The sequence below is a fragment of the Sutcliffiella horikoshii genome (genome assembly GCF_019931755.1).
In the GTDB taxonomy this organism is placed as follows: Bacteria; Bacillota; Bacilli; order Bacillales; family Bacillaceae_I; genus Sutcliffiella_A; species Sutcliffiella_A horikoshii_E.
This window is the reverse complement of sequence record NZ_CP082918.1, coordinates 2,887,446-2,899,741: the sequence shown is the minus strand read 5'-3', so window position 1 is coordinate 2,899,741 and position 12,296 is coordinate 2,887,446. Positions and strand designations below refer to the sequence as shown.

Below are 12,296 nucleotides of genomic sequence, written 5' to 3'. Positions count from 1 at the left end.
GGAACCTATAAGCCCGAACAAGTTAGAAATCATGGAAAACGGTCGTATAGAAGGGTTCTATAAGCCCGAATAGGTTAGATATCTTAGCAAACGGTCGTATAGAAGGGTTCTATAAGCCCGAACAAGTTAGAAATCATGGCAAACGGTCGTATAGAGCGGTTCTATAAGCTCGAATAAGGTACAAAACTTGGCAAATGGTCGTATAGAAGTAAATAAAAGGAATCTATAAGCCCGAACAGGCAACAAATCACTACAAACGGTCGTAGAGAACACCTCTCTAAGCCCGAACAGGCAACAAATATCAGAAAACGGACGTAGAGAACGCCTCTCTAAGCCCAAACAGGCAACAAATCTCCGCAAACGGTCGTAGAAAACGGCCCCCAATGCCCCCACCAACCACCAGCCCCACCAAACAGTCTAAAAATTCAACCATGCAACCTCTCCACAAACCGCGCAAAAGGCCGCACAAACGGCAACACCAAAGCAGAACTTATCACATTAAAGATCAAACTCGAATGAGCCAACTGAACGTCAGCACTGGAAGCAAGCAACTCCACAAGTCCACCCAACAAAGGAATCAAAGGGAAAAACACCGCCACCCCAATTACATTCAACCAAATATGTGCATAAGCTGTTAACTTGGCCTCCCGGATCGAACCAATACTAGCCAAATAAGCAGTCACACACGTTCCGATATTAGCACCAAGCATAATCGCAATCCCTGCAGGAAGAGATAACAGGTCATTATTTAAAAAGCTCATGCTGATACCGGTTGTAGCAGAGCTTGACTGGATGATGGCTGTAAGCAGCGTCCCAATCCCTACCCCGAATAGGTGGTGGTCATTGGTCATCGCAAGCATATCCTGCACAGACGGAAAGCCTGCCAGAGGTATCGCTAATGATTCGAACCCGTTCATCGCGACAAATAAGCAACCGAGACCAAACAACGTAGAACCGAAACTAAAGGGTAATTTCTTTTTAGAAAATAAAAATAAAAATCCGATAATCAGCATCGGGAAGATCAGCTGTGAAATATCTATAGTAATGAGCTCTGTAATGAAAGTGGACCCGATGTTGCTGCCAAGCATGATGCCAATGGACTGATAGAAGGTTAAATAGCCAGCAGCCACCAAACCGACAGTAATAACCATAACAGCAGAGCTACTCTGCAAAAGGCCTGTAATCAATATCCCAATCAACAAGCCTTTCCAAGGCATATCCGTGAACTTGGTGAGATAGCCTTTTGTTCTCTCCTCGGACAGTTGAAGCAGCCCTGACCTCATAACGGTCATTCCAATTAAAAAAATCGCTAAGTAAACAGCCAATAACGTTATAATAGAAAACAAGCCCATCACCTCTATCACAATATATGCTGGTGGTGGACAAGAATGACCAGAAAAGAAGAGGGGAGATTGTACATATGAGAGAGTGGACGACAAATACCGTAATGCATAGCTATCCAGGCATGGTAGCCCTGGTAACTGCTAAATGGAACGGAGAACAAAATATCATGGCTGCAGGTTGGCATAGCTACATATCATATGAACCGCCTATCTATGGAGTTGCAATTGCAAAGGAGAGATACACCCATTATTTAATCCAAAACTCTAAAGAGTTCGCGATTAACTTTGTGCCGGAAAAGTTCGCACATTACATACAACAGTCTGGTATGCTTACAGGAAAAGAGCATAATAAATTCGAAGAACTGAATATAGAATTCGAACAAGGAAAAACAGTTTCCGCACCTATCCTAAAAGAAGCGTACATTGCCTATGAATGCAAATTGATGGACCAGCAAACATATGGAGATCATGACTGGTTTGTGGGGGAGATGACCGGATTTTACAAGGATAAAGGACTATTTGCCGAAAATGGGCTGCCTGACTGGGAAAAACTTTCGATCCCCCTCTATCTGGGAAGATCGCAATACATGTTGGCAGGCAAGGATTCTAAGGTGATAAACCTATATCGGAATAATAGTTAAAGTAGAATGTTTTAAAGCATTTCCTTATAATTGTTGACCAGCTATAGTGAATATATTATAATTGGTAAGTACATGTTCTATACATGCTTTTTTGCATTTATGGGATCATGTTTTTTCTGAAAATGTTAGTGGTTGTTCTGGAGGGAGGGAATTAGAATGTCAAAAACAGTTGTTCGTAAAAACGAATCGCTTGAAGATGCTCTTCGCCGTTTCAAACGTTCAGTTTCAAAGACTGGAACGTTGCAAGAAGCAAGAAAGCGTGAATTCTATGAAAAACCAAGCGTAAGACGCAAGAAGAAGTCTGAAGCTGCTAGAAAGCGTAAATTTTAACAAGAGGGTGTAAGAATGAGTCTTCTCGAGCGTTTAAATACCGATATTAAGCAAGCTATGAAGGATAAGGACAAAGAGAAGCTTTCCGTACTCCGAATGGTTAAGTCTTCGATTCAGAACGAATCGATCAAGCACGGCAGAGACTTATCTGAAGAGGAAGAACTTACCGTATTGTCTCGTGAATTAAAGCAACGTAAAGACTCCCTCCAAGAATTTGATAAAGCCGGTCGTGAAGACTTGGTTCATAAATTACAGGGTGAAATTGCAATAGTTGAACATTATATGCCTGAGCAGTTATCAGAAGACGAACTATCAGCAATCGTCCAACAGACGATTGCTGATGTGAACGCTACTTCGAAAGCTGACATGGGTAAAGTAATGGGAGCACTTATGCCTAAAGTTAAAGGCAAAGCGGACGGTAGCCTTGTTAACAAACTTGTACAACAACATCTTTCATAAAAACCCAAAATAGCACCTTACCTATGTAAGGTGCTATTTTTTAAGTAAAGCAAGTTGTTTAGAAAATCCCTTTCAACTCCTTCACATTCATTTTTGTTCACATATCCGCCACACTTTTAAATTTACATTCAAAAAAAATTCACCATAGTGAAACTTTAAGGTTTTTCGTGCGTATTACATACTGGATACGGTGATTATAAAATATGAAAAGGTTTTGGAGAGGAGGACATGATGAAAAAAGTTCTTCGAATTAGTTATGTTAGCGCGTTTGTACTTGCACTTATTTTATCGGCATTACCGCTTTTACCATCACACACGAGCAGTGCCGAGAAGCTTGTTCATGTTATACCGGTAAATGGAACGGTTGAAAAGGGACTTTTGTCTTTTATTAACAGGTCCATACAAACTGCTGAGGACGATGGAGCAGACTTGATAGTCTTTGATATCCATACACCGGGTGGATTGGTCGATGCAGCCACGGAGATAGCGAATAAATTCGAAGGGACATCCGTCCCGACAGTTGCATTTGTCAACAGTCAGGCATTGTCTGCAGGAGCTTATTTGGCTTTATATGCTGACGAAATCTACATGACACCGAACGCTTCCATGGGAGCAGCGGCTGTTATTACCGGAGATGGAAGTGCAGCAGAAGATAAAGCACAATCCTTTTGGTTAAGAGAAATGCAAAATGCAGCGGAATCTAATGATCGTGATCCCAAATATGCGATTGGGATGGCAGATAAAGACTTAGATCTTCCTGACGTTGGGGCACCTAAAGGGGACCTTGTTACGCTTGGAGCGTCTTCTGCGCTTGAAGTAGGATATTCAGAAGGAACTGTAGCTAATCTGGAAGCCTTACTAAATGAATTAGGCTATGAGGATGCCGAGGTTGTTACCTCAGAAGTTACATTTGCCGAAAATGTAGCAAGATTTTTGACCAATCCCGTTGTTGTTCCAATCCTTTTATCAATAGGATCACTTGGATTGGTACTTGAACTGTACTCCCCGGGATTCGGCATTCCTGGTGCGATGGGAATCAGTGCCTTATTGTTATTCTTTTACGGACACATGGTGGCAGGGCTTGCAGGAATGGAAACAATCATTCTATTTGTGGTAGGAGTCGTGCTCATTGTCTTAGAGCTCTTTGTGCCGGGAGGGATACTTGGAATACTTGGCCTTGGTGCTGTAGTGACGAGTTTCTTTTTGGCAACAGATGATATTGCAGGAATGGGGTTATCCTTATTGATTGCTATGCTTGTAACGATTATTGCGATGGTATTGTTGTTTACGGTATTTGGTAAGAAGATTCGATTGTTTGACCGGATAGTACTCCGTGATTCCACCAATACAGAGCAAGGATATGTATCAAATGTATCCAGGATTGAATTGGTAGGGCAGGAAGGCGTCACAATGACACCGCTAAGGCCTGCAGGAACCGCTGTTATCAACGAAGAAAGAATTGATGTTGTCACAGAGGGGAACTTTATAGGAGCAAACAAAAAAGTGAGAATTGTAAAAGCGGAAGGCTCTCGTATTGTCGTACGGGAAATCCATTCTGTTGAATAATATTTAGGAGGAATTTTATTATGGATCCAGGTACTTTAATTATTTTATTAGCAGTTGTTCTTGGGATTATCTTTTTATCTGTATTACTTACATTTGTACCAGTTATGCTGTGGATTTCTGCATTGGCAGCTGGGGTTAGAGTAAGTATTTTCACGCTTGTAGGGATGAGATTAAGACGTGTTATTCCTAGTCGTGTAATCAACCCGTTAATTAAAGCGCATAAAGCAGGTTTAGCGGTTTCAACGAACCAATTAGAGAGTCATTACTTAGCAGGTGGTAATGTTGACCGTGTAGTAAACGCACTTATTGCGGCACAACGTGCGAACATCGAATTGACTTTCGAGCGTGCGGCAGCGATTGATTTAGCAGGCCGTGACGTATTAGAAGCAGTACAGATGTCTGTTAACCCTAAAGTTATTGAGACACCTTTCATTGCCGGTGTGGCGATGGACGGAATTGAAGTGAAAGCAAAAGCTCGTATTACTGTTCGTGCAAACATTGAACGCCTTGTCGGTGGTGCTGGTGAAGAAACAGTTATCGCCCGTGTAGGTGAAGGTATTGTAAGTACAATCGGTTCTGCTAAAGATCATAAGAAAGTGCTTGAAAACCCTGATATGATCTCCCAAACTGTTTTATCAAAAGGTTTGGATGCAGGTACAGCATTTGAAATCCTGTCCATTGATATTGCGGACATTGATATCGGGAAAAACATTGGAGCAGAATTACAAACTGACCAAGCGGAAGCGGATAAGAAAATTGCACAAGCAAAAGCAGAAGAACGTCGTGCAATGGCCGTTGCACAAGAACAAGAAATGCGTGCTCGCGTAGAAGAAATGCGTGCAAAAGTTGTGGAAGCAGAAGCAGAAGTACCACTTGCGATGGCAGAAGCATTACGTTCTGGCAACATCGGAGTAATGGACTATATGAATATCAAGAACATTACAGCTGATACGGATATGAGAGATTCTATCGGCAAACTGACAGATAGCCCAGAAGACGGTGAAAAGTAAGCAAGAAAGAATAAGCAGGAAAAGAATTAGCTCTTTTCCTGCAACTCCTTTTAAGGAAGGGAGGATGATGTGCAAATGGAATGGATTTTTGATATCCTTCAGCAGGCGCCTTGGCTAATTTTTGTGCTGCTTGGTATCTTCTCCACCCTTTTTAAAGGGGACAAAAAAGAAGAACAGCAGCAAAAACAGCAGCAAAAACAGCAGCAACAACAAAGGCAAAAACAACGCCAACGCCAGCAAACTGTCACACAGGCATCCCAAAGGCAAGAAGATTATGAAGATTATCGGAGAGAGAGCGCTCCAGCCCCTAAGCGGGAAGATAAGCCTCGTTTCGATTGGGATATAGACATCTTTGGAGAAGGGAAGCTTGAAGAACTGGAGCAAAAAGTCCGGGAAAAAGTGAACCCATATCTCGAAAAAGTGGAGCAAAATAAAGAACAAGTTACCACGATTCAGAAGCAAATGAAAGATGAAGTAAAGGAACTGTCTATAAAAGGACAAGAAATTTCCAAGGACAGTCCGATTCTAAAACAGGAACTTCAACTTTCAGAAGGGAAAGTTGTTTCTTCCCGTCACCGCATAAAGCCAAACAGAGTGGTGGAAGGGGTCATGTGGTCAGAAATTCTGGGCCAACCTCGCTCAAGGAACCCACATCGTCCTGTTTATACAGAACATTTTTCAAAAAGAAAATAAGCGATTTGATAATCCCTGCATAAAGGATACTTTGTGCAGGGATTTTTTATATTAAGAAAGCAGAAAGTACAGTCGATTTCCGTTCCAGACGCTTCGCTTGCCTGCGGGCGGTCCGTGAGCCTCCTCGGCTTGCGCCTCCGGGGTCTCACCTGTCCCTTCCTCCCGCGGGCGTCTACGCGCCTTCCACTCCAATCAACAAGGTGACTTCATTCACTAAAGGGTTTGTGTAATGGCATCTAACTGGGTTAACTGATAAAGCATTAACGTTAAGAATTCTTGTTTTTCAGCTGTGGATTGGAGCAAATGGCGGAGACTCCTGTGGGGGAGTAGCGGCAATGTTGAGACCCCGCAGCGAAGCGAGGAGGCTCAAGGTCGCCCCACGGAAAGCGAAGCCATTTGCGGAAAGGAACAGCGGCTATTAACCAATAACAAATGTTTTAAGTCAAAAAGGACCGGATGGTTTTACCGGGTTATTCTTATTATCTCCTCACCCTCTCGCCCCTGAAAAATTCTGTGTTAAACCCTCTTCCTTCTTCATACATATGAAAGGAAAGGGGGTTTTTCCATGCTCAAGAAGTTTCGTTCCCGCATGAATAATTGGATCACCAACAATATGGAATTACCCGCAGATGTCATGATGGATCTGCCGAGAATTACAATGATTGGACAAATACATATATATATTGAAAATCACCGAGGTTTATTAACGTTTAGCGATAAGGAAATTCGCTTGCTTTTAAAGCAGGGTCAATTACTTGTTAAAGGAGATTCCTTTGTAATCAGGACCATCCTGCCAGAAGAAATTTTACTTGAAGGGAAAATAAGTCAAGTGATGTATCTGGAAGAATAAATTAGGAGGATACGCATGAAAAATCAATGGATGAACTTTTTTTCTGGTACCGTAAAAATTATTATTCATGGTAATGGTGTGGAGAGATTTCTCAATGACTGCACAAGAAACGGCATACAGGTATGGCAAGTGAAGAAAATGGGAGAAGAAGCTTATACATGTCATGTGCTTTTAAAGGATGTCCGTAGACTAAGGCAATTGATAAAGAAGCAGGATTGCAAATTTCGTTTTCTTACGAGAAAAGGATTGCCTTTTTTGACTCAATATTCACTAAAAAACAGTGGATTGATCGTTGGGATTATCGCGGCTTTCCTTACCGTTTTTCTATTATCTAATATGGTCTGGAGTATTGAAATTAAAGGTGCAGAGCCAGCTACAGAGCATAAGATTATGCAAGAATTAGACAAGCTTGGTGTCAAAAAAGGAAAGTTTCAATTTTTCATTCAAGATGTGGAAAGTATTCAACGCTATTTAACGGACACAATAAGTGAAATTACTTGGATTGGTGTTGTTTTAAATGGGACATCCTACCATTTTGAAGTTGTAGAAAAGAATGAACCTGAAAAGTTGGAATCATTAAGCCCAAGAAGCTTGGTGGCAAAGAAAAAGGCAATGGTTGCAAAAATTTATGTGGAAAAAGGACAACCACTCGTTCAGGTAAATGACTATGTTGATAAAGGACAAGTACTTGTTTCAGGGTTAATCGGCAGAGAAGACAACAAACGATCGATAGCAGCCATAGGAGAGGTACTTGGGGAAACATGGTATCTTACTAGTGTGGATGTACCTATTAAGACCACTCTCCCGGTCTTGACCGGAGAAGCTAACAATAAGCACTATATGAAAGTGGGTAGCGTGAAGATTCCGGTTTGGGGTTTCTTCCAAGAGGAGTTCGAACGGCAGGAGGAATATGAAGCGGAGCGGCCATTTTATTTCTGGAAATGGAAATTGCCTATATCCTATGTTGGAAAAACCGTACATGAACAAGAAATTGTGGAGCGGATTTACGATGACGAAGAAGTCATCGAGCAGGCTTTGGAGATCGGTAGAGATCAGGTACTTTCCAATCTGGGTGAAGATGCAGAGATAAAAGGTGAAAAAGTTTTGCGCACTCATAAGGAGAATGGTAAAGTAAGTGTAGATATACATTACCAAGTCATTGAAAATATTGTAAAAATCGAACCAATTATTCAAGGAGACTAATGAATGTCAGAAGAACTAGTGATGATGAATCAACAACTAAATAATCCAAATGAAGCAATTGCTCTTTTCGGGAACCAAGATGTCAACCTGAAGAGAATTGAAGAAGAATTGAATGTATCCATTGTGACTCGCGGCGAAACGGTCAACGTATCCGGTGACGTCAAACAGGTGGAAATGGTGGATAGCGTCATTCAGAATTTACTGGAAGTCATTCGAAAAGGCATCACAATAAGTGAGAGAGACGTCATCTATGCCATACAACTTGCTAAAGAAGACAAGATGCACTCTTTCCAAGAATTATATGATGAAGAGTTAACAAAGAACGTAAAAGGTAAATCCATTCGAGTTAAGACATTAGGGCAAAGACAGTATGTTTCTGCAATACGGAAAAAAGATCTTGTTTTCGGGATTGGTCCTGCAGGAACGGGGAAAACATATTTAGCCGTGGTTATGGCCGTTACCGCTTTAAAAAATGGTCAGGTGAAACGGATAATCCTTACTCGTCCTGCTGTAGAAGCCGGGGAGAGCTTGGGTTTTCTTCCGGGAGATTTGAAAGAGAAAGTGGACCCATATTTACGCCCATTGTATGATGCACTGCACGATGTATTTGGTTCTGAACATACCCAACGGTTAATTGAAAGAGGGACCATTGAAATTGCTCCCTTGGCATATATGAGGGGCCGTACATTGGACGATGCATTCGTCATTTTGGATGAAGCGCAGAATACTACTGCCGCCCAGATGAAGATGTTCCTGACAAGGCTTGGTTTCGGGTCGAAAATGGTCATTACAGGTGACATCTCCCAAGTGGATTTGCCAAAAGGGATGAAGTCAGGCCTGGCAGTGGTGCGGGATATCTTGAAAAATACATCAGGCATCCAATTTATCGAACTCGAACAATCAGATGTAGTCCGTCATCCATTGGTAGCGAGAATTATCGATGCCTACGAAAAGTTAGAATCAAAATAAGGCCCCTTAAATGGGGCTCTTTCACTTGTAGAGGATTTTATTTTTGGGGATGTCGTTTAAGGAGGGAGCCAATTAACAGTGAAAAAGAAATCGAAATCCTGGAAAATTTCTTTTCAACACTTGAAGGCCTTTAAGTTTTACCATGTCATTATTTATGTACTGTTGGGACTTATCATGTTTGGCATTATGTTCAGTAATGTGAAGCCCGAGAAGATAAATGTACAACTATTCAGCAATGCGGAAAAAACAATTGTGGCACCTCATAGCTTTGAAGATAGAGAAGCCACGGAACTGCTCAGAAAAGAAGCGGCAGATAAAGTGCCCGATCAATTTATCAGGGACAAGGATAAAGCATATCAGCAAATTGCAAGGGTCGAAAACTTCTTTGAAGTGCTGATTGAAACTAAAAATAAAATAGCGGAACTTGAAAAGGTTCCGGAAACTTCGCCTCCCGCTGAGGAAGAAGGGGACTCCGCGGAGTCACAAGAAGACCCTGAGCCTATAATGCTTACAGATGCGGAAAAGTTGAAGCTCCTAGAAGAAGCGCTTGAAGGACAAGTTCCAGACCGTTGGGAAGATGAACTGAAAGATGAAAATCTGCTATTCTTACTTGGTTCAAAGGAAGCAGACCTCACTAGGTATAAAAATGCATCAGTCACGGCAATTAATAATGCGATGTCTCGGGATATACATACAGTCGAAGATGCGAGTGAAGCAAAGAACCTTGCAAGAACAGAGCTTTCACAATCAGGAAATGTTCCAAGTGTTATCATTAATATTTCGAGTATTTCTGTTATCCCAAATGTTATTTATGATTCCGCTCAAACACAGGAAAAGAGGCAGCAGGCAATCGATGCGGTTGAACCTGTACGGGTATCACAGGGGGATACACTTGTAAAGGCCGGCCAATTTATTGACCGAGAAATTTATAGGCTTCTTACTGTAGCAGGATTTGTCAATCAATCAGACAATCTTGCACCGTATGCGGGTTTAATTATCATCATTGGGTTGATGATCTTTGCTCTGGTTTACTTATTTAAAAACATCGATACAACGATCCACAGCAAAAATACGTATTTGACGATGTATTTATTAATCTTTTCTATTACATTAATCTTATTGAAAATCTTTAGTTTCTTTCAAACTTTGAATACGACGGAAATCGGCTATATTGCACCGGTTGCGATGGGTGCCATGCTTATAAAAATGCTGATTAACGATCGAATTGCCATCTTTTCAAGTATCATATTTGGGATTTGTGGAAGTTTTATTTTTAATATGGTTCCAGGGACTATGAACTATACAGTAGGGTCATACTTGATTATTTCAGCAGTAGCATCGGTATTATTTTTGAACCAGCATAACAGACGACTTACCATCCTTCAGACAGGCCTGTTTGTATCCTTTATTAATGTGGTGACGGTCATTGCGTTAGTACTATTGACCAACAGGGACCTCACTGGAATGAATGAATTATTGGACCTTGGTATCAATGGTACAATGGCAGTCGGGTCTGGCGTTGTTTCAGCGGTTCTGACTATTGGGATTCTTCCATTCTTTGAGGTGGGCTTTGGAATGCTCTCAACGATGAAGTTGCTTGAGCTGTCCAATCCGAATCATCCATTGCTGAGGAAGATCTTAATGGAGACACCAGGGACTTATCACCATAGTGTAATGGTGGCCAATTTATCAGAATCAGCTTGTGAGGCAGTCGGTGCGAATGGATTGCTTGCAAGGGTTGCATCTTATTATCATGATATAGGCAAAACAAAAAGGCCGCATTATTTTATTGAGAATCAAATGGGCCGGGCGAATCCTCATGATAAACTTCCACCTCAGACGAGTAAAAATATTATTATTGCCCATGCAACCGACGGGGCTCAAATCCTCCGGGATCATAATATGCCAAAAGAGATTGTTGATATTGCAGCACAACATCACGGTACAACACTATTGAAATTCTTTTATCATAAAGCCAAAGAACAAAACGAAAATATTAAAGAAGAAGAATATCGCTACCCTGGACCAAAAGCTACTTCTAAAGAAGCGGCGATAGTAGGGACTGCCGACAGCATTGAAGCGGCGGTAAGGTCATTGAATAACCCAACTCCCGATAAAATTGAGACAATTGTAAAGGCTATCATTAAAGACCGTCTTCAGGATGGACAATACAGTGACTGTGATTTAACTTTTAAAGAACTTGAAGAAATAGGCAAGTCCTTCTGTGAAACGTTACAAGGTATTTTCCATTCAAGAATTGAGTACCCGAAAGGAGAGGAAGAAGAATCATGATCGAAATCGATATGTTAGATGAAACATCAAGACTGACAGATGAGCAGTGGGAAGATATTAAAGATTTATTGAAATTTGCTGCTGATAAAGAGTCTATTCAAGCCGGTGCTGAACTCTCCGTTACCTTCGTGGATAATGAAAGAATTCAGGAAATCAATCGTGAATACCGTGATAAGGACCGTCCTACAGATGTCATTTCTTTCGCTATGGAGGAGATGGGTGAGGGAGAAATCGAAATCCATTATGACGAAGATGCACCTCGTATGCTTGGAGATATCATCATCTCCATTCCAAAAGCGGAAGAACAAGCGGAAGAATATGGTCATTCTGTGAAACGCGAGCTCGGTTTTCTTGCTCTGCATGGTCTGTTGCACCTGCTGGGTTATGATCATGAAAATGAAACAGATGAAAAAATAATGTTTGATAAACAGAAAGAAATCTTAGATGCCTATGGACTCACGCGATCGTAATCGTAAAGGATATCGAGGTTCATTTACTTCTAGTTTTTTATATGCTTTTGAGGGATTAAGGTTTGTCCTTCGAACGGAAAGAAACATTAAATTCCATGTTTTCACAGCTGTCGTGATGATAAGCATGTCCTTGTTTTTTCAGATTACAAAAGTAGAGTGGCTCATTCTTTTTCTCGTCATTGGCGGAATGTTTGTCATTGAAATTATCAATACTGCGATTGAAAATGTGGTGGATCTTGTAACAGAGGAGTTTCACCCTCTTGCAAAAACGGCAAAAGATGTGGCTGCTTCTGCGGCCTTAGTTTTTGCTTGTATCTCTGTTATAATTGGTGTAATCTTATTTGGCCCTTATATTGTGGCTTATCTATAAATAAATTGAAAATTTAAAATTTTTTAAAATTTAAGGGTGATTTAAGAAGCGAATTAAGGTAAAATATAAGTACGCGCACCCGAAGCTTACAGAAGAAAGG

13 protein-coding genes are annotated in these 12,296 nt (G+C 41.2%); 12 read left to right on the top strand and 1 reads right to left on the bottom strand.

Going from position 1 to position 12,296, the window contains the following annotated elements; all coding sequences use genetic code 11:
• Nucleotides 1–425: 425 nt before the first annotated feature.
• Complete coding sequence (locus K7887_RS14980; RefSeq protein ID WP_223490264.1) at nucleotides 426–1,352, bottom strand: Na/Pi symporter; 927 nt, start codon at nucleotides 1,350–1,352, stop codon at nucleotides 426–428.
• 68 nt (nucleotides 1,353–1,420) lie between these two features.
• On the opposite strand from K7887_RS14980, the gene K7887_RS14975 reads away from it, so the two are divergent.
• The 12 genes from K7887_RS14975 to K7887_RS14920 all read left to right on the top strand — a co-directional run bounded on the left by K7887_RS14975 (nucleotide 1,421) and on the right by K7887_RS14920 (nucleotide 12,196).
• The gene (locus K7887_RS14975; protein ID WP_223490262.1) at nucleotides 1,421–1,984 is read left to right on the top strand and encodes a flavin reductase family protein; all 564 of its coding nucleotides are present in this window, start codon (nucleotides 1,421–1,423) and stop codon (nucleotides 1,982–1,984) included.
• Nucleotides 1,985–2,140: 156 nt separating this feature from the next.
• Nucleotides 2,141–2,314: a 30S ribosomal protein S21 gene (rpsU, locus tag K7887_RS14970; RefSeq protein WP_010196218.1), complete on the top strand. Its 174-nt coding sequence runs from the start codon at nucleotides 2,141–2,143 to the stop codon at nucleotides 2,312–2,314.
• Between the two features lie 15 nt (nucleotides 2,315–2,329).
• Nucleotides 2,330–2,773, top strand: coding sequence for a GatB/YqeY domain-containing protein (locus tag K7887_RS14965; RefSeq protein WP_010196220.1), 444 nt, complete (start codon nucleotides 2,330–2,332; stop codon nucleotides 2,771–2,773).
• A 228-nt stretch (nucleotides 2,774–3,001) separates the two neighbouring features.
• Nucleotides 3,002–4,339 carry an NfeD family protein gene (locus tag K7887_RS14960; protein WP_399208476.1) on the top strand — a complete coding sequence of 446 codons (1,338 nt, stop codon included), beginning with the start codon at nucleotides 3,002–3,004 and terminating at the stop codon, nucleotides 4,337–4,339.
• A 20-nt stretch (nucleotides 4,340–4,359) separates the two neighbouring features.
• The gene (floA, locus tag K7887_RS14955) at nucleotides 4,360–5,349 is read left to right on the top strand and encodes a flotillin-like protein FloA (RefSeq protein WP_223490261.1); all 990 of its coding nucleotides are present in this window, start codon (nucleotides 4,360–4,362) and stop codon (nucleotides 5,347–5,349) included.
• Between the two features lie 75 nt (nucleotides 5,350–5,424).
• Nucleotides 5,425–6,042 (top strand): hypothetical protein, encoded by a 618-nt coding sequence (locus K7887_RS14950; RefSeq protein ID WP_223490260.1) that lies wholly within the window; start codon nucleotides 5,425–5,427, stop codon nucleotides 6,040–6,042.
• Nucleotides 6,043–6,607: 565 nt separating this feature from the next.
• On the top strand, nucleotides 6,608–6,892 hold the full coding sequence (yqfC, locus tag K7887_RS14945) for a sporulation protein YqfC (protein WP_010196237.1): 285 nt from the start codon (nucleotides 6,608–6,610) through the stop codon (nucleotides 6,890–6,892).
• 15 nt (nucleotides 6,893–6,907) lie between these two features.
• On the top strand, nucleotides 6,908–8,095 hold the full coding sequence (gene yqfD / locus K7887_RS14940) for a sporulation protein YqfD (protein ID WP_223490259.1): 1,188 nt from the start codon (nucleotides 6,908–6,910) through the stop codon (nucleotides 8,093–8,095).
• Nucleotides 8,096–8,098: 3 nt separating this feature from the next.
• Nucleotides 8,099–9,064, top strand: a complete 966-nt coding sequence (locus tag K7887_RS14935) for a PhoH family protein (protein ID WP_168864381.1) — start codon at nucleotides 8,099–8,101, stop codon at nucleotides 9,062–9,064.
• A 78-nt stretch (nucleotides 9,065–9,142) separates the two neighbouring features.
• Complete coding sequence (locus K7887_RS14930) at nucleotides 9,143–11,356, top strand: HD family phosphohydrolase (protein ID WP_223490258.1); 2,214 nt, start codon at nucleotides 9,143–9,145, stop codon at nucleotides 11,354–11,356.
• Nucleotides 11,353–11,826, top strand: a complete 474-nt coding sequence (gene ybeY, locus K7887_RS14925) for an rRNA maturation RNase YbeY (protein ID WP_399208470.1) — start codon at nucleotides 11,353–11,355, stop codon at nucleotides 11,824–11,826. The genes K7887_RS14930 and ybeY overlap by 4 nt, the downstream gene beginning before the upstream one ends.
• Nucleotides 11,801–12,196, top strand: coding sequence for a diacylglycerol kinase family protein (locus tag K7887_RS14920; protein ID WP_223490257.1), 396 nt, complete (start codon nucleotides 11,801–11,803; stop codon nucleotides 12,194–12,196). The genes ybeY and K7887_RS14920 overlap by 26 nt, the downstream gene beginning before the upstream one ends.
• Nucleotides 12,197–12,296 lie beyond the last annotated feature (100 nt).